Origin of the sequence: Actinoplanes sp. CA-051413, from assembly GCF_050955795.1 — a bacterium.
Classification (GTDB): Bacteria; Actinomycetota; Actinomycetes; order Mycobacteriales; family Micromonosporaceae; genus Actinoplanes.
Genome location: NZ_CP192100.1, coordinates 8,612,547 through 8,638,932, shown reverse-complemented (window position 1 = coordinate 8,638,932; position 26,386 = coordinate 8,612,547). Strand labels below are relative to the sequence as shown.

Annotated in this window: 18 protein-coding genes and 2 pseudogenes; 11 read left to right on the top strand and 9 right to left on the bottom strand. The window is 71.2% G+C overall.

Annotated elements, in window-relative coordinates:
- Positions 1–81: 81 nt before the first annotated feature.
- Entirely contained in the window at positions 82–516 is a 435-nt protein-coding gene (gene mce / locus ACQP2Y_RS40685) for a methylmalonyl-CoA epimerase (RefSeq protein WP_360550221.1), read from the bottom strand.
- Positions 517–617: 101 nt separating this feature from the next.
- Here mce and ACQP2Y_RS40680 point away from each other — a divergent pair, with 101 nt between their 5' ends.
- Both ACQP2Y_RS40680 and meaB read left to right on the top strand, forming a co-directional pair.
- Positions 618–1,763 (top strand): acetyl-CoA C-acetyltransferase, encoded by a 1,146-nt coding sequence (locus tag ACQP2Y_RS40680; RefSeq protein WP_433732264.1) that lies wholly within the window; start codon positions 618–620, stop codon positions 1,761–1,763.
- Between the two features lie 37 nt (positions 1,764–1,800).
- Positions 1,801–2,766, top strand: coding sequence for a methylmalonyl Co-A mutase-associated GTPase MeaB (gene meaB, locus ACQP2Y_RS40675; RefSeq protein ID WP_433721665.1), 966 nt, complete (start codon positions 1,801–1,803; stop codon positions 2,764–2,766).
- Here meaB and ACQP2Y_RS40670 read toward each other — a convergent pair.
- Entirely contained in the window at positions 2,763–3,359 is a 597-nt protein-coding gene (locus ACQP2Y_RS40670) for a PadR family transcriptional regulator (protein ID WP_433721663.1), read from the bottom strand. The genes meaB and ACQP2Y_RS40670 overlap by 4 nt on opposite strands.
- Before the next feature lie 62 nt (positions 3,360–3,421).
- Between ACQP2Y_RS40670 and ACQP2Y_RS40665 the strand changes: the two genes are divergently transcribed.
- From ACQP2Y_RS40665 to ACQP2Y_RS40655, 3 genes are all read left to right on the top strand, one after another.
- The gene (locus ACQP2Y_RS40665) at positions 3,422–4,603 is read left to right on the top strand and encodes an FAD-dependent oxidoreductase (RefSeq protein ID WP_433721662.1); all 1,182 of its coding nucleotides are present in this window, start codon (positions 3,422–3,424) and stop codon (positions 4,601–4,603) included.
- An 85-nt stretch (positions 4,604–4,688) separates the two neighbouring features.
- Complete coding sequence (locus ACQP2Y_RS40660) at positions 4,689–6,206, top strand: diguanylate cyclase domain-containing protein (protein ID WP_433721660.1); 1,518 nt, start codon at positions 4,689–4,691, stop codon at positions 6,204–6,206.
- Positions 6,207–6,300: 94 nt separating this feature from the next.
- Complete coding sequence (locus tag ACQP2Y_RS40655; RefSeq protein WP_433721659.1) at positions 6,301–7,419, top strand: sugar ABC transporter substrate-binding protein; 1,119 nt, start codon at positions 6,301–6,303, stop codon at positions 7,417–7,419.
- Here ACQP2Y_RS40655 and ACQP2Y_RS40650 read toward each other — a convergent pair.
- Together ACQP2Y_RS40650 and ACQP2Y_RS40645 are read right to left on the bottom strand one after the other, a co-directional pair.
- Complete coding sequence (locus tag ACQP2Y_RS40650; protein WP_433721657.1) at positions 7,412–8,038, bottom strand: Pr6Pr family membrane protein; 627 nt, start codon at positions 8,036–8,038, stop codon at positions 7,412–7,414. The two genes, ACQP2Y_RS40655 and ACQP2Y_RS40650, sit on opposite strands and share 8 nt — an antisense overlap.
- A gap of 73 nt (positions 8,039–8,111) precedes the next feature.
- Positions 8,112–9,650 carry a M4 family metallopeptidase gene (locus ACQP2Y_RS40645; protein ID WP_433721655.1) on the bottom strand — a complete coding sequence of 513 codons (1,539 nt, stop codon included), beginning with the start codon at positions 9,648–9,650 and terminating at the stop codon, positions 8,112–8,114.
- Positions 9,651–9,809: 159 nt separating this feature from the next.
- Between ACQP2Y_RS40645 and ACQP2Y_RS40640 the strand changes: the two genes are divergently transcribed.
- The 3 genes and pseudogenes from ACQP2Y_RS40640 to ACQP2Y_RS40630 form a co-directional block, all read left to right on the top strand.
- Entirely contained in the window at positions 9,810–11,483 is a 1,674-nt protein-coding gene (locus tag ACQP2Y_RS40640) for an acyl-CoA mutase large subunit family protein (RefSeq protein WP_433721654.1), read from the top strand.
- A gap of 83 nt (positions 11,484–11,566) precedes the next feature.
- Entirely contained in the window at positions 11,567–12,481 is a 915-nt protein-coding gene (locus ACQP2Y_RS40635) for a tetratricopeptide repeat protein (protein ID WP_433721652.1), read from the top strand.
- A 19-nt stretch (positions 12,482–12,500) separates the two neighbouring features.
- Positions 12,501–13,401, top strand: a pseudogene (locus tag ACQP2Y_RS40630) (arginase family protein); the annotation flags it as partial.
- Between the two features lie 1,256 nt (positions 13,402–14,657).
- Here ACQP2Y_RS40630 and ACQP2Y_RS40625 read toward each other — a convergent pair.
- On the bottom strand, positions 14,658–16,586 hold the full coding sequence (locus tag ACQP2Y_RS40625; protein ID WP_433721651.1) for a penicillin-binding transpeptidase domain-containing protein: 1,929 nt from the start codon (positions 16,584–16,586) through the stop codon (positions 14,658–14,660).
- 215 nt (positions 16,587–16,801) lie between these two features.
- Between ACQP2Y_RS40625 and ACQP2Y_RS40620 the strand changes: the two are divergent.
- Positions 16,802–20,530: pseudogene (locus ACQP2Y_RS40620) on the top strand (NAD-glutamate dehydrogenase); the annotation flags it as partial.
- Complete coding sequence (locus tag ACQP2Y_RS40615) at positions 20,528–21,766, top strand: hypothetical protein (RefSeq protein WP_433732262.1); 1,239 nt, start codon at positions 20,528–20,530, stop codon at positions 21,764–21,766. The pseudogene ACQP2Y_RS40620 and the gene ACQP2Y_RS40615, both read left to right, overlap by 3 nt.
- A 60-nt stretch (positions 21,767–21,826) precedes the next feature.
- Here the strand turns inward: ACQP2Y_RS40615 and ACQP2Y_RS40610 are convergent, their stop codons facing one another.
- Positions 21,827–22,618 (bottom strand): alpha/beta fold hydrolase, encoded by a 792-nt coding sequence (locus ACQP2Y_RS40610; protein ID WP_433721649.1) that lies wholly within the window; start codon positions 22,616–22,618, stop codon positions 21,827–21,829.
- A gap of 52 nt (positions 22,619–22,670) precedes the next feature.
- Between ACQP2Y_RS40610 and ACQP2Y_RS40605 the strand changes: the two genes are divergently transcribed.
- Positions 22,671–23,276 carry a TetR/AcrR family transcriptional regulator C-terminal domain-containing protein gene (locus tag ACQP2Y_RS40605; RefSeq protein ID WP_433721647.1) on the top strand — a complete coding sequence of 202 codons (606 nt, stop codon included), beginning with the start codon at positions 22,671–22,673 and terminating at the stop codon, positions 23,274–23,276.
- Positions 23,277–24,022: 746 nt separating this feature from the next.
- Here ACQP2Y_RS40605 and ACQP2Y_RS40600 read toward each other — a convergent pair.
- The 3 genes from ACQP2Y_RS40600 to ACQP2Y_RS40590 all read right to left on the bottom strand — a co-directional run bounded on the left by ACQP2Y_RS40600 (position 24,023) and on the right by ACQP2Y_RS40590 (position 25,923).
- Positions 24,023–24,775 (bottom strand): TetR/AcrR family transcriptional regulator, encoded by a 753-nt coding sequence (locus tag ACQP2Y_RS40600; RefSeq protein ID WP_433721645.1) that lies wholly within the window; start codon positions 24,773–24,775, stop codon positions 24,023–24,025.
- 124 nt (positions 24,776–24,899) lie between these two features.
- Positions 24,900–25,325 carry a thiol-disulfide oxidoreductase DCC family protein gene (locus tag ACQP2Y_RS40595; RefSeq protein ID WP_433721643.1) on the bottom strand — a complete coding sequence of 142 codons (426 nt, stop codon included), beginning with the start codon at positions 25,323–25,325 and terminating at the stop codon, positions 24,900–24,902.
- Positions 25,326–25,587: 262 nt separating this feature from the next.
- A complete protein-coding gene (locus ACQP2Y_RS40590; RefSeq protein ID WP_433721641.1) occupies positions 25,588–25,923 on the bottom strand; it encodes a hypothetical protein in 336 nt (111 codons plus the stop codon).
- Between the last annotated feature and the right edge of the window lie 463 nt (positions 25,924–26,386).

The following is a 26,386-nucleotide window of genomic DNA, read 5'->3' as shown; positions in this document are numbered from 1 at the left end:
CCGGCCACCGCGGGATGATGGCCCCGATCCTGCCAGTCCGCAGCCCTGCCGTCAGGATGTTTCACCCACAAGGCGTACGAATCAGGCAGGTTGCACCAACTCCACTAGAACGCCCCCGGCGTCCTTGGGGTGCACGAAGTTGATCCGCGAGCCGGCCGTCCCCCGTCGCGGCTCGTCGTAGAGCAGCCGCAGGCCGCGGGCGCGCAAAGCGGCACTCGCCGCCTCGACGTCGGCCACCGTGTAGGCGAGCTGTTGCAGGCCGGGACCGCTGCGATCGAGGAACTTCGCGATCGCGGAGTCGGGGCGCAGCGGCGCGAGGAGCTGGATCCGGGCGCCCGTGCCGTCGTCACCGGCGGCCAGCATCGCCTCGCGGACTCCCTGCTGCTCGTTCGTCTCCTGGTGCACGCACCGCATCCCGAACGCGCGATCATAAAAGTCGATGGCCTCGTCAAGGTCGGCCACGGCGATCCCGACGTGATCCACTCGCAGCAGGCCGACAGGCGGCAGAGAATCCATGCTGGAGAGTGTACTAGGCTGTACTTAACCATCGTTCAGGCCTGTAGAAAGCGAAGCTCCCTGTGACCAGCTCGGTGATCGTCAGCGGCGCCCGTACCCCGATGGGCCGCCTCCTCGGCAACCTCAAGAACGTGCCCGCCACCGCCCTCGGCGGGTACGCCATCGCCGCCGCCCTCGAGCGCGCCGGCGTGGCCCCGGAGCAGGTGCAGTACGTGATCATGGGCCAGGTCCTGCAGGCCGGCACCGGGCAGATCACCGCCCGGCAGGCCGCCGTGGCCGCGGGCATCCCGATGACCACGCCGGCGCTGACGGTCAACAAGGTCTGTCTCTCCGGCCTCGACGCCATCGCCCTGGCCGACCAGCTCATCCGGGCCGGTGAGTTCGACATCGTGGTGGCCGGCGGCATGGAGTCGATGACCAACGCGCCGCACCTGCTGATGGGCCAGCGTCAGGGCAAGAAGTACGGCGACATCCTGGTCCGCGACCACACCGCCTTCGACGGCCTGATGGATCCGTGGGACGGCATCTCGATGGGCGAGTCCACCGAACGCAGCGGCGCCGAGCTGGGCATCAGCCGCGCTGAGCAGGACGCTTTCGCCGCGCTGAGCCACCAGCGCGCGGCCGCCGCCCAGCGCGAGGGACGCTTCGCCGAGGAGATCGTGCCGGTCAAGGCCGGCCTGCGCGGGGTCGACAAGCTCATCGACACCGACGAGGGGGTCCGCCCGGACGCGACCGCCGAGTCGCTGGGCGGCCTGCGCCCCGCGTTCGCCAAGGACGGCACGATCACGGCCGGCAGCGCCTCGCCGATCTCCGACGGCGCCGCCGCGGTCGTGGTGATGAGCCGGGCCAAGGCCGAGGAGCTGGGGCTCACCTGGCTGGCCGAGATCGGCGCGCACGGCAACGTGGCCGGCCCGGACAGCTCGCTGCAGGCGCAGCCGGCGAACGCGATCAGGCACGCGCTCGGCAAGGCCGGGCTGACCGTCGCCGACCTCGACCTGATCGAGATGAACGAGGCGTTCGCCCAGGTCGTGCTGCACTCGATGCGCGAGCTCAAGGTCAACGAGGACATCGTCAACGTCAACGGCGGCGCGATCGCGCTGGGCCACCCGATCGGCATGTCCGGCGCCCGGCTGGTGCTGACCCTCGCGATGGAGCTCAAGCGGCGCGGCGGCGGGCTCGGCGCGGCCGCGCTCTGCGGTGGCGGCGGCCAGGGCGACGCGCTGCTCCTCACGGTGCCCGCTGCCTGATCGTGGGGCAGGCCGGATCGTGGGGGAGGATGGCGGAGTGACCATCTCCGCGCGGCCGGGCCGCGACGTGCCGACGCTCGTGGCCCGGGCCCGGGAGGGTGATGCCCGCTCGGTGGCCCGCCTGATCAGTCTCGTGGAGAACGGCGACCCGAAGCTGGCCGAGGTGGCCGCCGCGCTGGCCCCGTACGCGGGCCGGGCCCAGGTCGTCGGCCTGACCGGCTCGCCCGGCGTGGGCAAGTCGACCACCACCAACGAGCTGGTCCGCGCCCTGCGCGCCGCCGGGCACCGGGTCGGCGTGCTCGCCGTGGACCCGTCCAGCCCGTTCACCGGCGGCGCCATCCTCGGCGACCGGATCCGGATGCAGGACCACACCGGCGACCCGGGGGTCTACATCCGCTCGATGTCGAGCCGCGGGCAGCTCGGCGGGCTGGCCGCGGCCACCCCGCAGGCGGTGCGCGTGCTCGAGGGCGCGGGCTGCGACGTCGTGCTGGTGGAGACCGTCGGCGTCGGGCAGGCCGAGGTGGAGATCGCCTCGCTGGCCGACACCACGCTGGTGCTGCTGGCGCCCGGGATGGGCGACGCGATCCAGGCGGTCAAGGCCGGCATCCTGGAGATCGCCGACGTCTTCGTGGTCAACAAGGCGGACCGGCCGGGCGCGGATGCCACCTACCGCGACATCCAGGGCATGCTCTCGCTGGGCGAGCGCGCTGCCGGGGACTGGCGGCCGCAGGTGGTGCGGGCGGTGGCGGTCAAGGGCGAGGGCATGGACGACGTGGTCGCGGCGATCGAGAAGCACCGCACCTGGCTGGAGTCCGACGGCCGGCTCCAGGCCCGGCGGGAGGCGCGGGCCGCGGCGGAGGTCGAGGCGATCGCGCTCGGCACGCTGCGGGCCCGGCTGGGCTCGCTGCGCGAGGGTACGGCGCTGAGCGACCTCGCCGCCCGGGTGGCCGCGGGCCGGCTGGACCCGTACGCCGCCGCGGACGACCTCATCAAGGATCTCTAGCCGAAGCGGGTGAGCGTCTCCGCGATCAGGCTCTCGTTCCAGTCGAGCCGCCCGCTGCCCAGGTCGTCGATCAGTGCGCGCAGCCACTCCAGCTCGGCGCGCAGCATCGTGGCGCGGTATTCGTCCTCGATCAGGAACAGCCGGGGCAGGCCGGGCGGCGCCTGCTGTTCGAGCTGGGCCAGCTTCTCCGCCTGCACGGCCACCCGGCTCTCCAGCAGCGTGCGTACCTGGGCCGGGTGCAGGATCGGCAGGAACGCCAGTGCGACGGGGAACTCGGGGAACTCCCGGGCCGGGGCCGGCAGCATGGCCGTCAGCCAGCGGCGCAGCGTGGCCGCGCCCGCCTCGGTGATCTCGTAGACCGTGCGTTCCGGGCGTCCCGCCTCGCGTGCGGTGCCGCCGGGCCGGGCCAGCCCGTCCCGGACGAGCCGGTCCAGGGCCTGGTAGACGCTGTTGCGCTGGGCCACGTTGACCAGTTGGTCCTGGCCGCGTTCCTTGATCATCTGCTGCATCCGGTACGGGTGCATGGGCGCCTCGAGCAGCAGCGCCAGCAGCACCATCGCCAGCGTGGACCGGCGCGGCTCGGCAGACGTCATGGCCTCAGCCTAGGGGTTTTCCCGGGGTTGCCTCGCATAGTCATAAGATGGATAGTCATTGCATGACTAAAACAGCTCTTGTGGCGGGCGGCGGCATCGCCGGCACCGTCGCCGCCCTCGCCTTGCACGACGCCGGGTTCGCCCCGGTCATCCACGAGGCCCACGACCGCGGGGCCGACGAGCGCGGCTCCTTCCTCACCGTCGCCGTGAACGGCCTGGCCGCCCTGCGCACGCTGGGCCTCGACCCGGACCGGCTCTTCGCCGCGGGCTTCACGACGCCGGCCATGGTGCTGCGCAACTCCGCGGGCCGGCAGCTCGCCCGGCTGCCGCTCGGCGGGCCGGACGCGGACGGCACGACGACCACGACGATCCGGCGCGCCGACCTCTACCTGGCCCTGCGCGGCGAGGCCGAGCGGCGCGACATCCCGATCCGGTACGGCAAACGGCTCACCGGCCGCACCCGTACGCCGAGCGGGGTGACCGCCCAGTTCGCCGACGGCACCACGGCCGGCGGTGACCTGCTGGTCGGTGCTGACGGTCTGCACTCGCGGACCCGCTCGGCGCTGGACCCGGCGGCGCCCGCACCGCGCTACCTGGGCCTGCTCAACGCGGGCGGCCTCACGACCGGCCCGGTCCCGGCGGAGCTGCGCACCGAGCCCGGGGTCATGCAGATGGCCTTCGGGCGGCGGGCGTTCTTCGGCTGGGTCACCGCCCCCGACGACTCGGTGTGGTGGTTCGCCAATCCACCGCGCCGGCGCCCGGTCGAGCCGGGCGAGTTCACCCCGGCCGGCTGGCGGGCCGGGCTGCTGGAGCTGTTCGCCGGGGACGAGGTGCCCGCGGCGGCGCTGATCGGGGCCAGCGAGGAGATCGTGGGCCCGTGGAACACCTGGGACCTGCCGCGGGTGCCGGTGTGGCGCGACGACCGCACGATCCTGATCGGCGATGCCGCGCACGCCGTCTCGCCGTCCTCGGGCCAGGGTGCGTCGATGGCGATCGAGGATGCCGTCACCCTGGGGCGCTGCCTGCGGGCCCGTACGGACATCGCCGGGGCGCTGGCCGACTACGAGCAACTGCGCCGCAAGCGGGTCGAGAAAGTCGTCGCGTACGGGCGGCGCAGTGGCAGCACCAAGACCGCCGGTCCGGTCGGCGCGGCCGTGCGCGACGCCCTGATGCCGCTGGTCATGCGGATGCTGCACCGCAAGGGCGACCCGCAGGCCTGGATCTTCGAGCACCGGATCGGCTGAACTCCTCAGTCCGGCCCCGGCGATGCCGAATGGACGGTTCCGCCCTCCCGTGACTCAGCGGTGACGACCGACGAACGAGGTGACCATGCACCGGCGGAACCCGCGCCCGTGGCGGCGCGCCGACCCGCTGGTCGTGGTGCTGCTCGTGCTGGCGGTGACCGCCGTGGTCGGCTTCGGCGTCCGGCGCACCGGGACCGGGCCCCAGGTGGCGACGTTCTGGCTGCTCATGGCCGCGGTGCACGGCTGTTTCGCGGTCCTCTCGGCGCAGGTCGCCCGGGCCGGACCGGCGGTCGCCCGGCGGCTCTGGCTGTCGTTCTCGCTGGCCGGCGCCGCGTTCTTCGTCGGTGACGTGGCTCAGCTGGTGGCGGTGGCCCGCGCGCCGCTGGCCCCGTCGTCCGTGGTCGGCACCGAGTTCCAGTTCGGCTCGGTCGCGGTCGGGATGGTGCTGCTGGTCACCGGCCTGCTGCGCTACCCGCTCGGCGAGCTGACGAGCAGTGCCCGGGCCCGGCTGCACCTCGACGCGGCCACGGTGCTCGCTGCCGCCACGACGTTCGGTCTCTGGCTCTTCGAGGTGCCGACCGGGCCACGGGACGCCGGCTGGGTGCTCGGCCTGGTCGTGGCGCTGCTGGTGATGCCCGGGATCTTCCTGGTGGCGATCTTCGCGGTGCTCCGGCTGATGCTCAGCGGGCGGACCCCGTTCACCCGGATGTGCGGGATCGTCGGAGGCGCCGCGGCGGTCCTGCAGGCCGTGCTGCAGACGGTGCCGGGCTCGGTCTACCTGACGCCGCGGTACACACCCTGGCTGTTCGCCGGCAACGTGGTCGCGAGCACCTTGCTGGCGCTGGTCGCCCGCACCCAGCAGCTCGGTGCGGGCAGCACGCCGCAGTCCGGTACGCGGGTGCAGCGCCGGCCGTACAGCGTGCTGCCGTACGCGGGGATGGCCGCCGTGTGGGCCCTGACCCTGACCGTGCTGGTGACCCGGGGCCTGGACGCGCGTTCGTGGGTGGTCGGCATCGGGGCGTCGGTGACCACGGTCCTGGTGATCGGCCGGCAGCTGAACGCGTTGCGGCACATCACCGAACTGCTGCGCGAACGCGACGAGCTCACCACCCGCCTGACCGAGCTGGCCTACCACGATGCCCTCACCGGCCTGGCCAACCGCGGGCTGTTCATGCGGCTGCTGGACGAGGGGCTGGCGGCCGGGCCGGTGACCGTGCTGCTCATCGACCTCGATGACTTCAAGCCGGTCAACGACGCGTTCGGGCACGCCACCGGCGACCAGTTGCTGATCGAGGTGGCCCGCCGGCTGCGCGCCGGGGTACGCGCGGGCGACACCGTGGCCCGGCTGGGCGGTGACGAGTTCGCCGTCCTGATGCCCGGGCTGGCCGCCGCGCGGGGAGCCGAGGTGGTGCGGGAGCTGACCGGCAGGCTGGCCGGCATCGTGCGGATCCGCTCCGCCGACGTGCCGCTGCGGGCCAGTGTCGGCCTGGCCACCGGGCGACCCGGCGAGCACGACCCGGACAGCCTGCTGCACGCGGCCGACATGGCCATGTACGCGGTGAAGGAAGCCCGCCGACATCTGACTGTTAGTGACCTTCGGTAGCGACGCGAATCCATTCAGTCGCGGTCGCGATCAACGGGTTACCCAGCGCCGATGCCTGGTAACCTTGCCGCCCTGTGCCCGGGAGGAAGTCGCGATGCGTACGAAAATGGCCGCTCTGGTAGCGGTGGGTCTGCTCACCCTCGGTGGCACCGCCGCCTGCACCGACGATGACGGTGACGGCGCCGGCTCCAACGGTGGCGGGCCCCGTGGTGGCACCGGGAGCGGCAAGGTCGGCGTCATCCTGCCCGACACCACCACGTCGCAGCGCTGGGGCACCGACGACCCGAAGCTGCTGAAGGCCGCCTTCGACGCCGCCGACGTGCCGCTGGACATCCAGAACGCGCAGGGCGACAAGGCGAAGTTCGTGCAGATCGCCGAGAGCATGATCGCCAGCGGTGTGAAGGTCCTGATGACGGTCAACCTCGACCCGGTCAGCGGCAAGGCCGTGCTCGCCAAGGCCAAGGCCGCGGGCGTCAAGACCATCGACTACGACCGGCTGACGCTCAACGGCGGCGCGAACTACTACGTCAGCTTCGACAACGTCGCGGTCGGCAAGCTCCAGGGCGAGGGTCTGGTCAAGTGCCTGGCCGAGAAGAAGGCCAAGCTGCCGCTGGTGGCCGACCTGAACGGCTCCCCGACCGACAACAACGCCACCCTGTTCAAGGCCGGTTACGACGCGGTCCTGCAGCAGCGGTACGACGACGGCTCCTTTCTGAAGGGCCCGGACCAGTCGGTCACCGACTGGAACAACAAGGAGGCCGGCGTGGTCTTCGCGGAGATGTGGCAGCAGACCGGCAAGCGGATCGACGCGGTGCTGGCCGCCAACGACGGCCTGGGCAACGCGGCGATCGAGGTCCTGAAGAAGGACAAGAAGAACGGCATCGTCCCGGTGACCGGCCAGGACGCCACCATCCAGGGCCTGCAGAACATCCTCGCCGGTGACCAGTGCATGACGGTCTACAAGGAGATCAAGAAGGAAGCCGAGGCGGCCGCCGACCTCGCCATCAAGCTGTACAAGGGCGAGAAGCCCGACACGAAGGGGGTGGTCGTCAAGGACCCCGAGTCGGGCGCGTACGTGGAATCGGTGCTGCTGCTGCCGACGGCTATCGACATCACCAACATCAACAAGGTGATCAAGGACGGCTTCGTCGAGAAGAAGGCCGTCTGCGCGGGTCGCTTCGCCGCCCTCTGCCGGGAGAACGGCATCAAGTAGTGGTCGAGGCCCCCGCGCGGTGCCGGCGCAGCAGCCGGCCGCTCCAGCGGTCGATCGCCACGAAGAGCAGGCCCAGGATCCAGAAGGCGATGGCGAAACCGGCCGAGCTGATCGAGACGCCGTCGTAGCCCAGCTCGTTCACGTCGATGAACGGGTACGGGTACTTGTCCACGACGAGTCCCCGGATCAGCGCGAAGGCCAGGTAGCCCAGCGGGAAGGCCAGCCAGTACAACGCGTGGCACCACCGGAAGCGGCCCCGCTCGTCGAAGACCAGCCAGTCGAGCACCGCGAGCAGGGGCACCACGGTGTGCAGCAGCTGGTTGCCGATCGCCTCCGGCAGGTTGCGATGCACCGGGTCGACGGCGAAGCCGCTGGCGGGATTGGTCAACACGAGGTGGTAGACCAGCCCGGTGATGGCCACGTAGAGGGTGACCGCGCCCTTGAGGGCCGCCGGAGTGTCGCGGCCCCGGAACGCCGCCCAGGCCGCGAAGACGCCGTACGCGACATTGCTCTGGATGGTGAAGAAGGGCAGCAGGCCGGTCACGGTCGCGGGCCCGGCCGCGGTGAGCACCACGCCGGCGATCACCGCGACGACGGCGATCAGCCTCATGATCTTCATGGCGACACGGTAATGCCCGGCGGTGCTCGTGGCACCGCCGGGCATCCTCAGCACTGTCGATCTGTCCGGTGCGTCAGCAGGCCGCGTCGGTGCCGGTCACGTTGACCGCGGTCCAGGCCTTCTGCACGGCCTTGTACTCGGTGCCGCACCGCCCGTAGAGGTCGGTCGCCGCGGAGAGGGTGTAGCCGCGGGCGGCCTTGTAGTTGGTGCTGGAGGTGAAGTAGGTGCTCAGCGCGCGGTACCAGATGGCGGCGGCCTTGGTGCGGCCGATGCCGGTCACCGCGGTGGCCGAGCCGCACAGCGGCGAGGTGCCGTACGCGGTGGCGCCGCTGCCCTCGGCCAGGTTGAAGAAGAAGTGGTTGCCGACGCCGGAGGAGTAGTGCACGTCGACGTTCTTCGTGGTGCTCGACCAGCAGCCGATGCCCTTGCCGTCCAGGGTCGGGTTGTACATGTAGCGCAGCGGCTTGCCGTTGCCGTTGATGTTGATCTTCTCGCCGACCAGGTAGTCGCCGGCGTCGGTGCTGTTGGCCGCGTAGAACTCGACCATCGTGCCGAAGATGTCGGAGGTGGCCTCGTTCAGGCCGCCGGACTCACCGGAGTAGGTCAGGTTGGCGGTGCGCTCGGTGACGCCGTGCGACATCTCGTGGCCGGCCACGTCCAGCGAGACCAGCGGGCGGGTGTTGCCGCTGCCGTCGCCGTAGGTCATCGACGAGCCGTCCCAGAACGCGTTGACGTACGCGTTGCCGTAGTGCACCCGCGACGGGACGCCGGTGCCGTTGTTGAAGATGCCCTTCCGGCCGAAGGTGCTGTTGTAGTAGTCGTAGGTCTTGGCCGCGCCGTAGTGCGCGTCCACCGCGGCCGACTGCCGGTTGGAGGTGGCGCCGGTGCCCCACACGTTGTCCGCGTCGGTGAACAGCGTGCACGTGCCCGAGGTCTTGTTGTTCATGTCGCAGGTGGTGCCGTTGCCGTGCGCCGCGTCTTTGAGGCTGAAGCTGGAGGTCGACACCTGGGTCGTGGTGATCGACACCGCCCCGGAGTAGACGCTGTTGCCGGTGGCCGTCTCCACGGTGTCCCACGAGCTCAGCACCGTGCCGGTGTTGGCGTCGGTGACGACGTGCAGCTTCGACGGCGTCTGGCCGTCCTCGCCGAAGCCCTCGACGACGGTCTCGTAGGCCAGCGTGCCGGTGCCGCTGGTGGCGTCGACGACCAGTTCCGGGGCGCCGACCGCGCTGACCGTACCGGTGAAGTGGGCCTTGGCGGTCGCGCTCGCGGTGGCGGCAGCCCGCTTCGGGGTGGTGCTCAGGCTCAGCGGCGCGGCCAGGCCGACCGAGGCCTGGCGGAGAGCCCCGTCCTTAGTGCCGTGCAGGACGAAGTCGCCACCGAGCACCCGCAGGCCCTCGTACGTGCGGGTGTAACGCACGTGGCTCGTACCGTCGGCGTCCTTCGCGGTCGCCTTGAGTGCGAAGGCGTCCGCGGCGCCGGCCTTGACGGCGGCGCGATGCGCGGACGGTGAGAGGGGATCGGGCGCGGCGGCAGCCGACGTCGCGCCCACGCCCGCCAGCAGGCCGCCCATGAGCAGGGCGGAGCCGACAGCAGCGAGAGATCGTTTCACGGGGACTCCTGAACGGTGGGGGACCGTGGCGGTAGCCACACCTGTAGATATATCGATTCATGCACATGCTGTGAACATGCTGAAAACGTCATAGCTTTCGTGAGAGCAAGACGCCCGAGGCCTTAGCGATCGTTCAGCTTTGGGCCTACGATGTGCGCCATGGACGCAGCCGACATCGCCGCCGGCCGGGAGCGCTGGCAGCAGCGCTACGACGCCGCCCGCAAGCGCGACGCAGACTTCACCACGTTGTCCGGGATGCCCGTCGAGCCCGTGTACGGGCCCGCCGACGGGGACACCTTCGCGGACTTCGACCGGATCGGCTGGCCGGGTGAGTTCCCGTACACCCGCGGCCTGTACCCCACCGGCTACCGCGGCCGCACCTGGACCATCCGCCAGTTCGCGGGGTTCGGCAACGCCCGGCAGACCAACGAGCGGTACAAGATGATCCTCGCCGCCGGTGGCGGCGGGCTGAGCGTGGCGTTCGACATGCCGACGCTGATGGGCCGCGACTCCGACGAGCCCGAGTCGCTCGGCGAGGTCGGCCACTGCGGGGTGGCGATCGACTCGGCCGCCGACATGGAGGTGCTGTTCGACGGCATCGACCTGCAGCAGACCACCACCAGCATGACCATCTCCGGCCCGGCCGTGCCGATCTTCGTGATGTACCTGGCCGCCGCCGAGCGGCAGGGCGCCGACATCAGCAAGCTCGACGGCACCCTGCAGACCGACATCTTCAAGGAGTACATCGCGCAGAAGGAGTGGCTCTTCGCCCCCGAGCCGCACCTGCGCCTGATCGGTGACCTGATGGAGTACTGCGCGGCCGAGATCCCGAAGTACAAGCCGCTCAGCGTCTCCGGCTACCACATCCGCGAGGCCGGCTCGACCGCCGCGCAGGAGCTGGCGTACACCCTGGCCGACGGCTTCGGCTACGTCGAGCTGGGCCTCTCCCGCGGCCTGGACGTCAACACGTTCGCCCCCGGTCTGAGCTTCTTCTTCGACGCGCACGTCGACTTCTTCGAGGAGATCGCCAAGTTCCGTGCCGCCCGCCGGATCTGGGCCCGGCACCTGCGCGACGACTACGGCGCCACCAGCGAGAAGGCGCTCTGGCTGAAGTTCCACACCCAGACGGCCGGGGTCTCGCTGACCGCGCAGCAGCCGGTCAACAACGTCGTGCGTACGGCGGTCGAGGCGCTCGCCGCCATCCTCGGCGGCACCAACTCACTGCACACCAACGCCCTCGACGAGACCCTCGCCCTCCCCACCGACGAGTCCGCCGAGATCGCCCTGCGCACCCAGCAGGTGCTGATGGAGGAGACCGGAGTGACCAACGTCGCCGACCCGCTCGGCGGCTCGTGGTACCTCGAGGCGCTCACCGACCGCATCGAGGCGGAGGCCGAGGAGATCTTCGCCCGCATCCGCGAGCTGGGCCACGACGGCAGCATGACGGCCGGCATCCTGCGCGGCATCGAGGACGGCTGGTTCACCTCGCACATCGCCGAGGCCGCATTCGTCTACCAGCAGGCCCTGGAGAAGGGCGAGAAGCGGATCGTCGGCGTCAACGTGCACACCGGCACGGTCGCCAAGGACCTGGAGATCCTCCGGGTCTCCCACGAGGTCGAGATCGAGCAGAAGCGCGCGCTCGCCGAGCGCAAGGCCGGCCGCGATCCGGTACGCACAGAGCAGGCGCTGGCCCGGCTTGTGGCGGTCGCGCGCACGACGGAGAACATGATCCCCGCCATGCTCGACGCGGCCCGGGCCGAGGCCACCCTGGGCGAGATCTGCGCGGCGCTGAAGGGGGAGTGGGGCATCTACCGCGAGCCCGCCCGCTTCTGACCGGCCGCACCCCCTGTGACGTCCGATATCACCAGCCCGGCGGCGCGGCGAACAGTCCGGCGCGCGTGCGAGACTAGATAACCATGAGCGACCCACGGACCACTCCGTCGATCTTCACCCGCGGCGCGGTCGATCTCGGTGCACTGCGCCCCGCGAACAAGCCCGCACCCGCGGGCCCCGCCGGCCCGGCCGCGAGCCCCGCGACCACCCCGCAGCCGGGTGGTGCGCCGCCCGCGGTCATCGACGTCACCGAAGCGAACTTCCAGACGACCGTCCTCGAACTGTCCATGACCACCCCGGTGATCCTGGACTTCTGGGCCGAGTGGTGCGAGCCGTGCAAGCAGCTCTCCCCGGTCCTGGAGAAGCTCGTGGCCGAGGGCGGCGGCAGCTGGGTGCTCGGCAAGGTCGACGTGGACGCCAACCCGCGGCTGGCCCAGGCGCTGCGGGTGCAGGGCATCCCGATGGTGATCGCGGTGGTCGGCGGCCAGCTCGTCGAGGGCTTCACCGGCGTGCTGCCCGAGGCGCAGATCCGGCAGTACATCGACGCGGTGCTCAAGGCCGGCGGCGTCGAGGTCGCCGCCCCCGAGGACCCGCGGCTCGACGCGGCCGACGACGCGCTGATGACCGGGGACCTGGACGCGGCCGAGGCGGCGTACCGCAAGATCCTGGCCGAGTCGCCGCAGGACCACGCGGCGGAGTCCGGCCTGGCGCAGGTCGAGCTCTACCGCCGGGTCACCGGCGTGGACGCGGAGAAGGCGCTGGCCAAGGCCGCGGCCGACCCCGACGACGCGGCCGCCCAGCAGCTCGCCGCCGACATCGAGGTCCTCAGCGGGCAGGCCCCGGAGGCCTATGAGCGGCTGGTCGCGGCGGTGCGGCGGTCCAGCGGCGAGGAGCGGGACAGCGTACGCAAGCATCTGCTGTCACTCTTCAACGTGGCCGGACCCGACGATCCGGCCGTGGCGAGCGCGCGGCGCGCGCTGGCCCGCGCGCTCTTCTAGGCAAAGGTACGGGGGCTCCATGCGCCGCATCGCCGTGCTCGACGCACCGTCCAACCTCGGCCTGCGCCCGCCGACGGCGACGGCGGTGCCGGGCTGCGCCAAGGCGCCCGGAGCCCTCCGTGACCACGGCCTGCTGCGCCGCCTCAACGCCCGCGACGCCGGCTGCCTGACCCCGCCCCGGTACGACCCGGGCGACTGGCGGCCGGGCGACGGGGTGTGCCACGCGCCGGAGATCTCGGCGTACTCGCGGAAGCTGGCCGACCGGATCGGCGCCATCCTCGACCAGGGCGAGTTCCCGGTGGTCCTGGGCGGCGACTGCTCGATCGTGCTCGGCTCGGCGCTGGCCATGCACCGCCTGGGCGAGGCGGTCGGCGGCCGGATCGGCCTGGTCTTCGTGGACGGCCACTCGGACTTCCGCCACCCCGGCAACGCGTCCTACGTGGGCGCGGCGGCCGGCGAGGACCTGGCACTGGTCACCGGCCGAGGCCAGACCGACCTGGCGGCGATGGAGGGCCGGCGGCCGTACTACCGCGACATCGACGTGGTGGTGATGGGCATCCGGGCCCAGGACGAATACCGCCTCGACCTGCAGGCGGCCGGTATCGTGACCCGCCCGGTGCCGACCCTGCGCGTGGAAGGCGCGGCCCGTAGCGCCCAGTGGGCGCGCGACCAGCTGGTCGACTGCGCGGGGTACTGGGTGCACATCGACGTGGACGTGCTGGACCCGGCGGTGATGCCGGCGGTGGACGCGCCGGAGCCGGGCGGCATCGCGTTCCCGGAGCTGGAGATCCTGCTGGCCGGGCTGGTGGAGTCGCCGCACTGCCTGGGCGTGGAGATCACGGTCTTCGACCCGGACTACGACCCGGACGGCAAGTACGCGGAGGAGATCACCTCGGCGATCGTGGCTGGGTTGAAGCCGGCTCAGCTGGTGGACGCCCGCCCGGACCTGGTGGCGGCCCGTCGCGACCTCGCGGGTCCCGGCCGTCTCGGTCCTGGCCGGCTCGGTCCGGGGCAGCGGGGGCCGGCCGATCGGGACCCTGTCGAGGCACGCCGGGCCGCGGCGGCCGGCGACGACGTGCGAGCGGCTGCGGCGGGGATATCGAACAGGGAGTCCCTGGCGACGACTCTGGCTGGTGTTTCGCAGGCCGGGGAGGTGCCGGCGTTCCCGGCTGCGGAGGGGGCTTCGGACCAGGCGGAGTTCGAGGCTTTCTCACGGCGGGCTGATCCGGACGGCGTCTCTTCCCAGGAGCCCGAGGATGTCGCCTCGGGCTCGGGCGTTGCGTCGCCCTTCTCGGAACCGAGCGATGACCGGGACGTTGTCTCGCCCTTCGCCGGGCCGGGTGACGAGGATGGCGTTGCCTCGCCCTTCTCCGAGCCGGACGACACTCCCGGCGCCGCCTCAGCGCCGGATGACGGCCACGGCGTTGCGTCGCTTCCCGCCGGCGCGGGTCGAGATGTTGCTTCGCCCTTCGCGGACGCCGATGACGGTCCCGACGTTGCCTCGCCGTTCTCGGGTCCGGGCGACGCTCACGACGTTGCCGTGGATGACGCCGAGCTGACCGACGGCCCCGATGCAGCCGGGGGAGACGCGGGGTCGGCTGATCTGGGCGTCGACAGCGGCGACAATCACCCGGCGGCGATCGTGGATGCCGAGGAGAGCGAGCCGCGCGAGGCGGTGGACCCGGACCGCACCGACCCCGACCCGGTCTCCGACCACGGCGATGGGGACTCCTTCGAGGAGCCGGACGACGTGTCCGCGCCGGATTCCGATCCCGAGCACGATGATCTCGACCGGCCGACCGCCGAGCGGGCCCACGAGGACGCCGAGGAAGCAGGCTTCGCCGAGGCCCCCGGGCCCGAGCCTGCTGAGCCCGAGGCCGATCAGCGGTCCGCCGAGCCCGAGCCCGAGGCCGACGAGCCGCCCACCGAGCCCGCGCCGATGCGGCCGCTCGGCTCCGCGCCGCTGCTGGACTCCAAGCCGCTACCCGCGACCATGCCCGGCATGCTCCGCCCGCGCCAGATCGAGGACTTCACCCTCCCGGCGCAGCGCCCGGCCTTCGAGGTCGGCCCCGAACAACCGGCCGACCGCGGCTGACCAAACCCCGGCCCCCGGCCCCGGGAAACGGCCCCCGGCCCCGGGAAACGGCCGGGCCACGAGAGCAGCGGCCCGCGGCCGCTACTTGTTGAGTGCGGTCAGGAACCGGGCCGCGATCGGCACCGCCGCCTCCGCCCCGGCCCCGCCCTTCTCCACCATCACCGCGAACGCGATGTCACCCTGCCAGCCCACGAACCAGGCGTGAGTTTCCTCTTCGCCGTCCTTGAACTCGGCCGTGCCCGTCTTGCCCAGCACCGGCTTGCCCGGCACGTCGGCCAGGTCCGTCGCTGTGCCCTTGGTCACGACCTCGCGCATCATCGTGTGCAGCGGCTGGATCGACGTCGCCGCCAGTTTCGGGCCGTCGGCGATCGGGGCGGCCGGGGCCGGCTCCGTCACGAGCTTCGGCTGGATGAACTGGCCGCGCGCCACCGCCGCGGTAGCGCCGGCCATCGCCAGTGGGCTGACCGCCGTCGCGCCCTGGCCGAAGGTTGCCGCGGCCAGCTCGGTGGGGCTGTTGGCCGGGGAGATCTTGCCGCTGAAGGAGTCCGCGCCGAGGTCCCACTTGGCGCCGAGGCCGAGCTTCGTCGCGGCGTCCTGCAGGCCGTCGGCGCCCAGCTTCGGGGCCAGGTTGACGAACGCGGTGTTGCACGACTTCGCGAAGTCCACCCGGAACGGGACCGAGCCGAGCTCCATGTCGTGCGAGTTCTTGAACGAGCGGCCGCTGACCTTCTTGGTCTTCGGGCAGTCCACCTCGCCGTCGAGGGTCACCGCCTTCTTGTCCAGCAGGCCCAGCGTCGACACCATCTTGAACGTGGAGCCGGGCGGGACCTGGCCGGTCATCGCGGTGTTGACGCCAGCGCCTTCCGGGCCGTTGGCGACCGCGACGATGCTGGAGTCGCTGATCCGGATCGCCACCAGGGCGCTGGGCTGCTTCTCCTTGGCCACCGCGGCGTCGGCCGCGTTCTGCGTTGCGACGTCGAGGGTCGTCTTGATCGGCTTGCCGGCGACCGGCTCGTTGCTGAACAGCTGCGAGTCCTCGACCTGGTCGTCGGGGGTGCGGCGGGCGATCACCACGGACTGGCCGGCGGTGCCGCGCAGCTGGGCGTCGTACCGCTGCTGCACGCCGCCGTGGCCGACCTGGTCGTTCTCGCGCAGCGCTTCCGGGTTGGCGTCCAGGTCGTCACGGGTCGCGGGGTCGACCGTGCCGAGCAGGGCGCGGGCGAACGGCCGGGTGGGGGCGAGCTCGCGCTGCCCCTCCTGGAAGACGGTGCCCTCGAGGGCGCGTACCCGATCTCGGATCTTGTCGTAGTCGGGGCGCCGCAGGGTGACGATGTCGATGAAGGCGCCGTCGTCGGTCGCGTCCTTGACGCGTTCCCCGATGAGTTTGAAGTCCACGTCCACGTCGATGGACTTGAAGAGCTTGCCGAGCTCGGTGAAGAGTTCGGCCTGGTCGGTGATCCGGTTGGGGGTCACCCCGACGGTGACGACCGGACGCTGCGTGACGATCGGCTTGCCGTCGGCGCCGAGCACGTCGGCCCGGTCGGCGGCCTTGCGGCGCAGCTCGAGCCGGTCACCGGCGGTCAGCTCGCTGTGCACGATGGCCGGCTCCCAGATCACTCGCCAGCCGTCGGCGTTGCGCTTGGTGAGCCGCACGGTGCTCTGGTACGACCAGGAGGTCCCGCCCGGCAGCGTCCAGTCGAGCTTCACCGGGCCCGAGGCGATCTCGCCGGTCTCCTTGGGCTTGCCCTCGGCCGAGAGCAGCAGCGACGACTTCTTCAGGTCGCCGGCGAGGCCCTGCAGCTGGGTGAAGACGTCGTTCGCCGAGATCTTGGCGCCGTCGGCGGTGACGAAGCCGGTCTTGCTGAGGTCGCCGTTGCGCCAGCCCTTGAGGAACGTGTCCAGGGTGTCGCCGGGGCCGTCCGAGCCGGAGCAGGCGGCCGCGCCGCCTGTGATCAACAGCAGGCCGGCCATGGCGGCCAGGACCCGGCCAGCACGTCCGTTGCCGCGCATGATGCCACCCTTCCCTCGGCTCGATTCGAGAAACCTACGGAACGGTAACCGGAGTCGGGCCGCCACGTTGACCCGTGGTGGGTGAGATGTATCAAATTCGGGTGTCGGATCTCTTCCGCGCACCCCGGGTGTGGCCCGGACTGTCGGGGGGACGTTCTAGGCTGATGCCCGAAACGTCGAACCCACAATGTCGTGGGTGAGGGGAGCCCTAGGTCATGGCCGTCGCCGATGAGGCAGCGATCGAATCCGATCCCGAGCTGGATTTCGGGCCCGGCCCCGGGCTGGCCCTGACGGGCCGGCTGGGGACGTCCGACGATGAGCTCGATGAGCCGCTGCCCAACGCCGAGCGCCTGGTGGCGCAGGCGGTGGAGCTCGCGGGGCAGGACCACACCACCGCGTCGCTGGTCGGCCGCTTCTGGCGGTTCGCACCCGACGAGGAACTGGTCGGTTACACGCCCGCCGAGATGCATGCGGCAGCGCTCGCGCACCGTGAGCTGGCCCACACCCGGCGCCCGGGTGAGCTGCGGCTGGACATCAGCGCCCCGACCGAGCGGCAGTCGCACACCGTGCTGTCGATCGTCACCGACGACATGCCGTTCCTGGTCGACTCGGTCACCGCCCTGCTCGTCGCCCACCAGCTCGACGTGCACCTGCTGGTGCACCCGCTGATCGTGGTCCGGCGCGGGCCCGACGGCGAGCTGACCCAGGTCGAGGCCGACGTGGAGCCCGACGACGCGATCGACGGCGACCTGGTGGAGAGCTGGATCCGGGTCGAGGTCGACCCGGTCCGCAACGCGGAGGCCCGCGCCCAGCTGCACCAGGAGCTGTGCCGGGTGCTGACCGACGTGCGCGACGCGGTCGACGACTGGCCCCGGATGCGCCAGCGCGCGGTGGTCATCGCCGACGAGCTGGCGGCGGCGCGCGGCTCCGAGCGCAAGCTGCCGGTGCCGGACAAGGACGTCACCGACACGATCGAGCTGCTCAAGTGGCTCGCCCACGACCACTTCACCTTCCTCGGCTACCGGGAGTATCAGCTCGAGGGCGACGTGCTGACCGCCGTGCCGGGCACCGGCCTGGGCATCCTGCGCGGCGACAACAGCACCCCCCGCAAGCTGTCCTCGATGGCTCCCGAGGCGCACCGCCGCGCCCTGGAGAAGCGGCTGCTGGTGATCACCAAGGCCAACTCCCGGGCCACCGTGCACCGCTCGGCCTACCTGGACTACATCGGCGTCAAGGTCTTCAACGAGTCCGGCGAGGTGGTCGGCGAGCGCCGTTTCCTGGGCCTGTTCTCCAGCTCGGCCTACCGCACCAGCGTCCGCGAGCTGCCGGTGGTCCGCCGCAAGGTGATGGAGGTGCTGGACCGCTCCGGGCTCTCGCCGCGCGGGCACTCCGGCAAGGACCTGCTGCAGATCCTCGAGACCTATCCCCGTGACGAGCTCTTCCAGATCAAGACCGATGACCTGTACGAGGCGGTCGTCGGCGTGCTGCGGATGGCCGGCCGCCGGCAGCTGCGGCTGTTCCTGCGCCGCGACGGGTACGGCCGCTTCATCTCCTGCCTGATCTACCTGCCCCGGGACCGGTTCACCACCAGCAACCGCCAGGCGATGCAGGAGATCCTGCTACGGGAGCTGAACGGCATCGGCGTCGACTACACGACCCGGGTGACCGAGCGGATGCTCGCCCGGGTGCACTTCATCGTGCGCACCGACCCGGCCGACCCGCCGGGCGCGGTGGACCCGAACGTGCTGGCCGAGCTGCTGGCCGACGCGACCCGGATGTGGGACGACGACTTCTCCCTGGTGCTCGAGCGCAAGCTGGGCGAGGAGCCGGCCAAGGACCTCTTCCACCGGTACGCGCCCGCGTTCCCGGACAGCTACAAGGACGGGCACACGCCGTACGAGGCGGTGCAGGACATCGCCAAGCTGGAGCTGCTGGAGGAGACCGGCCAGCTGGAGATGCACCTCTACCGCAAGCGGCACGTCAACCGCGACGGCAATGCCGAGCCCGACGACGCCGACGTGCGGTTCAAGGTCTTCCGGTACGGCGAGCCGATGATGCTCTCCGCCGTCCTGCCGGTGCTGCACTCGCTGGGCGCCCAGGTCGTCGACGAGCGGCCGTACGAGGTGCGCCGCCCGGACGGCACCGTCTACCTGTACGACTTCGGTCTGCTCCCGCCGGCCGCCCACCGGGAGCTCTCCGAGGTGCGCCCGCAGGTGGAGAACGCCTTCGCGGCGGCGTGGCGGGGTGAGGCCGAGGTGGACGGCTTCAACGAGCTGGTGCTGCGGGCCGGGCTGACCTGGCGGCAGGTCGTGGTGCTGCGGGCGTACGCGAAATATCAGCGGCAGACCGGCAACGTCTTCTCCCAGCGCTACGTGGAGTCGACCTTCATCGCCTACCCGGAGATCGCCCGCCTGCTGGTGCAGCTCTTCGAGGCGCGGTTCTCGCCGCGGCTGGAGCTGGGCGAGGAGGAGCGGGCGCGGCGCGGCGACGAGCTGGTCGAGCAGATCACCACGCTGCTGGACGGCGTCGACAGCCTGGACCAGGACCGCATCCTGCGTTCCTACCTGACGCTCATCCAGGCCACGCTGCGCACGAGCTTCTTCCAGCGCGGCGCCGACTCCCGCCCGAAGTCGTACGTGGCGTTCAAGCTCGACCCGCAGGCCATCCCGGACCTGCCGGCGCCGCGGCCGAAGTACGAGATCTTCGTCTATTCGCCCCGTTTCGAGGGTGTGCACCTGCGCTTCGGTGCGGTCGCACGCGGCGGCCTGCGCTGGTCGGACCGCCGGGAGGACTTCCGCACCGAGGTGCTGGGCCTGGTCAAGGCGCAGATGGTGAAGAACGCGGTGATCGTGCCGGTCGGCGCCAAGGGCGGCTTCGTGCTCAAGCAGAAGCCGGGCGACCGGGACGAGGCCGTCGCGTGCTACCGCCTGTTCATCGGCGCGCTGCTGGACGTCACGGACAACATCCACAGCGGCAAGATCGTGCCGCCGGTCGACGTGGTCCGCCACGACGGTGACGACCCGTACCTGGTGGTCGCGGCGGACAAGGGCACGGCCACGTTCTCCGACATCGCCAACGAGATCTCGGTGAGCAAGGACTTCTGGCTCGGTGACGCGTTCGCCTCGGGCGGCTCGGCCGGCTACGACCACAAGAAGATGGGCATCACCGCCCGCGGCGCGTGGGAGTCGGTCAAGAAACACTTCCGCGACCTGGGCGTCGACACCCAGTCGCAGGACTTCACGGTGGTCGGCGTCGGCGACATGTCCGGCGACGTCTTCGGCAACGGGATGCTGCTCAGCGAGCACATCCGGCTAATGGCCGCCTTCGACCACCGGCACATCTTCCTGGACCCGGACCCGGACGCCGCCACGTCGTACCGGGAGCGCCGCCGGCTGTTCGACCTGCCGCGTTCCTCGTGGGCCGACTACGACGCCTCACTGATCAGCGAGGGCGGCGGCGTCTATCCGCGGACGGCCAAGTCGATCCCGGTCACGCCGCAGGTCCGCGCGGTGCTGGGGCTGGGCGACGCGAAAGCCGTGAGCCCCACCGAGCTGATGCGGGCCATCCTGGCCGCACCCGTCGACCTGCTCTTCAACGGCGGCATCGGCACCTACGTGAAGGCGAGCACGGAGACCCACGCCGAGGTGGGGGACAAGGCCAACGACCCGATCCGGGTCAACGGCTACGAGGTGCGAGCCAGGGTCGTCGGCGAGGGCGGCAACCTGGGCCTGACCCAGCGCGGCCGGATCGAGTACGCCCGGGTCGGCGGGCCGCCGGACGACAGCGGCAGCGGCCACGGCGGCCGGATCTTCACCGACTTCATCGACAACACGGCCGGCGTGGACTGCTCCGACCACGAGGTCAACATCAAGATCCTGCTCGGCGGCGCGGTCACCGACGGCGAGCTGAGCCTGCCGGACCGCGACGAGCTGCTGGCCGCGATGACCGACGAGGTCGCCGCGCTGGTCCTGCGGGACAACTACGAGCAGGCCACCGCGCTCGGCAACGCCCGGTCGCAGGCCCACTCGCTGCTGCCCGTGCACCGCCGGATGCTCACCACCCTCGAGCAGTCGGGCCAGCTCAACCGCGAGCTGGAGGCGCTGCCGACCGACAAGGAGCTGGCCGCGCGCCACGAGGCCGGTGAGGGGCTGACCGCTCCGGAGTTCGCGGTGCTGCTCGCGTACGTGAAGATCTCGCTCGAACGCCAGGTCCTCGCCGACGTCCTGGTGGACGAGGCCTGGACCAACGACGTGCTGGCCCGGTATTTCCCCACCCCGCTGCGCGAGCGCTACGCGGCCCGGATGGCCGGCCACCGGCTGCGCCGCGAGATCATTTCCACGGCCCTGGTCAACGAGGTTGTCAACCGCGGCGGCACGTCGTTCGTCTTCCGCGCGATGGAGGAGAGCGGCGCCTCGGCGGCGGACGTGATCCGCGCGTACGTCGTGGTCCGCGACATCTACGGCCTGCCCGACCTGTGGGCGGCGGCGGAGCAGCTGGACAACGAGGTGCCGACGCCGGCGCAGACGTTGGTCTACCTGGAGACCCGGCGGCTGCTCGACCGGGCGGTCCGCTGGCTGGTCAGCAACCGCCGCTCGCCGATCGACGTGGCCGGCGAGATCGCCCGTCTCCGCCCCGGCGTCGAGGCACTGCTGGCCCAGCTGCCGACGGTGGTCATCGGCGTCGAACGCCGCTCCCTGGAGAGCCACGTGACCACGCTGGCGGAACGCGGCATCCCGGAGCAGCTGGCCGACGCGATCTCCCGGGTGGTCTACGGATTCGGCATGCTGGACATCCTGGAAACGGCCCGGGCAACCGGCCACGACGCGACCGAGGTGGCGAAGGTCTACTTCGTGATCTCGGAACGCTTCCAGATCGACGTGCTGCTGTCACACATCTCCCGCCTCCCGCGCGGCGACCGCTGGCAGACCCTGGCCCGGATGGCGTTGCGCTACGACCTGTACGCGGCCCTGGCCGGCCTGACGGCGGAGGTGCTGCAGTCGACTCCGGCATCGGCGGCGCCGGAGGACCGCCTGGCCGAATGGGAGCAGGTGAACGCGGCGTCGATGGCCCGTACGGGAAACGCGATGGGCAACGTGGAGGAGGCCCCGGCGGATCTGGCGGCGTTGTCGGTGCTGCTGCGGCAGATCCGTACGTTGGTGAAGACTTCGTCGGCTGTGTGAGGGCTGAGGCCGCGCCCGGCGCTGCCGGGCGCGGCCTTGCTTCCCGCTCGACCGCGGCGGTCAGTGAGGGGCGGCGTTTTCGTCGATGAACTTCGCGATGGCCTTCGCCACTCTCTGCGGGGCGCGGCGCTCGGCGTTGTGGCCCTGGCCGTGCAGCAGCAGCCGGCGGGTGTTGGGCAGCGTCTGCTCGAGCGCGTCCAGCCGTTCTGCCAGATGCCGCGGTGACTTGTCCCCGCCGAGCAACAGGATCGGCATCTTCAGCTCCGCGTACGCCGCCAGCCGCACCCCCAGCGCATCCAACGCGTCGTTGTCGTCCAGCTGCCGCACCACCCGCTGCCGGTACTCCGGGTGCCGCCCGACGATGAAGCCCGCCAGCCAGGCCAGCGGCGCCGGCATCCGAACCACGTCCCGCAGGAAGATGGACAGCGCCCTTCCCGGCTTGTCCTGGGCGATCGCCGCGCGGGCCCGTGCGAGCTTGTCGTCACTCAGCGGCGCGCCGATCACCACCGGCGGCTCGTAGAGCACCGCGCCCGCGTACGCCCCGGGGTTCGCGACCAGTGCCTCCAGTGCCACCACCGCTCCCGACGAATGCCCGACCAGCACTGGCTGGTCCAGCTGCGCCGCGATCGCCGCCACGTGGCCGACCTCCTGCGCCATCGTCGACGGTCCGGGCAGGTCCATGCGGTAGCGGCGGCGCTCCAGCCGTACCGTCCGGAAGCGGTCTCGCAGCAAGTCCGTGACCGGCTGCCAGACCGTGCGATCTCCCATGCCGCCGTGGATCACCAGGATCGGCGTGCCGATGCCCTCCTCCACTGCTTGTGCTTCCGTGCCGTCCTCCGCGAGTGCTCGCATGACTTCCTCCTTAGCGCCGCTAAGGGAAATTTAGCACTGCTAAGGTGACGTCGTGAAGGGCTTGACGCGCGAAGTGCTCATCGAGGCCGGGCTGAAGTTGCTCGACGAGGTGGGCCTGGAGGGACTGACCGTGCGCCGCCTCGCCGCCGAACTGGGCGTCCAGTCGCCGGCCCTCTACTGGCACATCCGCACCAAGCAGGAACTGCTCGACGGCATGGCGAACGCGATCATCGTGCGCGCCGGCATGGGACCACCCCGCCCCGGCGAGCCCTGGCAGGAGTGGCTCGCCCGGCGCGCGCGGTCCTACCGAGCGTCACTGCTCGCCAGTCGCGACGGTGCCCGCGTGGTCTCCGGAGCCGTGCGCGGCGGTGACTCGGTCCGCCACTTCGAGCAGGAACTCGCAGCGATGGTTGAGCGCGGCTTCACCCCCGTCCAGGCCCTGCGCACGATCACCGCGCTGAGCCACTACATCAACGGCCACGTCCTGCAGGAACAGGCAGTGGCCTCGACCATGGCCGAGCGCGGTGAGCACCCGGACCTGAGCGAACTGCCGACCCTGGCCGCGGCCCTCCGGTCCGGCAGCCCGATCGGCGACGAGGTCTTCGAGTACGGCCTCGCGACGCTCATCAAAGGTACGGAATCCGTCCTACGCCCATAGCCGGTTATCCACAGCCCCGCCGTTGTCCACAGGGGTCCCCGCGGGACCCGCGGATTGCGGCAAGCTCTTCGCATGACTTCCACGACGGCGACAAATGGCACGGGCAGCCGCGTCCTGCCTGTTCGCGGCGCCGGTCAGCCGGCGTCGCCGGGCAACGGGTGCGCCGGCACTCAAGGTTCGCGTCGACGGTGCGGACTGCGGGGTGCCTGGCCTTGACCGATGCGGTCCGGACGAGCAGTGCCGCCGTCTCGGCGGCTGCCCGGTTCGATGGCTGCCCGGTTCGATGGCTGCCTGGTTCGATGCGCGGTCCGATGGTCGCCGGCGCTTGTTCGGTGTCCGTGTCGACGGCTACCCGTTCGATGCGCGGTCCGATGGTCGCCGGCGCTCGTTCGGTGTCCGTGTCTACAGCTGATTCGCTGCGGCAGTGTGAGCCGGGCGCTTCACCCGATGATTGCTCCCGAAATCATCGGAGCGCCCGGCCCACCATCCGTGCCGCAGGGTGGTCTCGAACCGGTCCCGAGGTTCGAAGCCCTGCGACATCCCCAGATCCACCTGCGAAAGTGACGCTACGTGGTGATCGGTGCACGGGGGAAGCACTGGGTGTGCGATATGACCGTTCGGCTGGCCGATTCCAGGCGACAGATCCGGCTATAGCTGCCCGGCCGGTCGGAAACCACCACCCAGCAGCGCGCCCAGCTCACCCAGTGGTAACTCAGAGTAAAGGAGGCTCCCGGTGCGGAACGTGATCAGTCCTCGCGGCGGATGGTGTCGAGCAGGGCCAGGATCTGGCGGAGGGCGGGCCGCAGCACGCGCAGCCGCGACAGCCCCACCAAGCGGTCGACCAGCGGCACGACGCCGTCGATGAGGCGCCGGGTTCGGCGCTGATCGGGGGAGCGGTCGTAGACCCAGAAGAGAACTACGCCCATCCAGCCGAGCCACAGCAACTCGGGCAGTTCCTTGCGCAGCTCCGGATCGAGCTTCGCGGAGGAACCGTCGACCACATCCCGGAAGATCGCGATGGCGGCCTCCCGGGCCGGCGACGACTCCCGGGAGAAAGGGCTCAGCGGCGAAGACGGCTCAGCGGCGGTTTTGAAAAACGTGGCGGCGAACGAGTGGTAAGGCTGGTTGACGTCGATCCCGGCGTGCAGCGCACCCCGCAGCCGGGCAGCGAAGTCCTTCTCGTTGGCGAACACAACCTCGGCCGCGGCCCGGTGTGCGGCCTGGTTCCGGTCGTAGAACCCCTGGATGAGGTGTTCCTTGGAATCGAAGTAGTAGTAGGCGTTCCCGACCGCGACGCCGGCTTCCTTGGCGACGGCCCGCATGGTGGTCTCGGTGTAACCCCGCTCCCGGAACAGCCGCAGCGCGGTCTCCAGGATCAGCTGCCGGGTCTGCTCACCCCGCGGACGCCGCGGCTTCTCCTCGCCACCCTCCGACTTTCCGCCGGTGATGGCGCCGCCATCGTCCGTGCTGGAACCGGAGGCGGCTTCGAGCGGGTTCACGCTTTCAGCCTTCGGAGCAGCGCCGGACCCGCCCGTCGGAGCCGTTCCCGCGGCCGTCGCCGGCTCAGGGGACGGGCTGTGGGGGAGCGCCGGAGAGCCAACGCCGGGCTCATCGGCGGCGGGGTCAGCGGCACTGGTCGTCACACACGTCACCGTAGTCGTCCGCCCGCGTCGACTGGCGGACGGCAGCGGCCGCGGCGATGAAGCGCCGCGCCGTCGGCAGCAGCCGCGGGGAGCTGAGCCGCTCGGCCATCCCGCGGTAGTCCGCCAGCGCCCAGAGGCAGGCCAGCCAGGCGCCGTCCGAGACATAGACCAGGCCACCGTCGGTGATCACGGTCAGATCCCGCAGCGTGGCGGCATGGTCCAGCCCGGGAAAACGCTGCCGGGCCTCGGCCGACCCGGCTGGCACGAAGACCAGCGGTACGAGCTGAGCGCGGCCCGCAAGCCACCGGTGCGCAGCGCGGCAGATGGGGCAACCCTCGTCGTAGAGAACGGTGAAGTGCCCGACCCGGCCGGCCCCGTGACCGGCCGGATCAGTGGTCTCCGTCATGCCGGCGCGGGCGGCGGAACAGGCCCCGCCATCCCCTGCCTAGGCCACTCATTCGACCGGGTGCCGCCTTGGTCAGCCCCAGCGTGGCCCGCACCGGGATAGCCAGCCCCGCTTTGGCCGGCACTGGGATGCCCGGCAGCGCCCGGCCCGGCAGTGCCCGGCCCGGCAGTGCCCGGCCCGGCAGTGCCCGGCCCGGCAGTGCCCGGCCCGGCAGCGCCCGGCCCGGCAATGCCTCCGCCCGGACCTGCAGCGCCAGACCCAGCTACGCCGTGCCCAGCCGTGCCGTGCCCGGCCGCGCCAAGATGTGTCCCACCCGGTCCAGCCGTCCCACCCGGTCCAGCCGTCCCACCCGGTCCAGCCGTCCCGTCGGGGCCAGCCGCGCTCGGCCCCCCAACGCCCGGCCCGGCCCACCCACCTTGACCAGCCATTCCGCCGGGACCAGCCATTCCGCCGGAACCAGCCATTCCGCCGGGACCAGCCATTCCGCCGGAACCAGCCATTCCGCCGGAACCAGCCACTCCGCCGGGACCAGCCATGCCGCCAGGCCCACCCATACCGCCAGCCCTGCCGGGACGCCCGGCCCCACCAGGCCCGCCACCCGGCCCCCCAGGCTGCGGATACATCGGCAACCGCCCAGCCGGCGGCAACGGCGGCATCCCCTGCTGGTGCCGCAACCGCCCCCGCCGATACCGCCCCAAAAAGAACACATTGCATACATGCAGCACCCCGAGCACCAGCAACACAAACCCGATCTTGTAAGACAACGTCTCCAACGCCCGGGCCGCGTCCGGCACCCGGGCATCCGACCGCATAGCCACCGCAACAAACCCCAGATTCAGCAGGTAGAAGCCCATCACCAGCAACTGGTTCACCGCCCGGGCCAGACGGTTGTCGGCGAAGACGTCTTCCAGGAAGACCAATCCGTTGCGGGACAGCGTGGTCGCCACCCAGACGGTCAGCGCGATGCTGACGATCAGGTAGGCGAGGTACATCCAGACCTTGTGATCCACGACCTCCGCCTTTCTTGAACGCGTTCAACTGGTGTCGTGATCAGCGTAGAA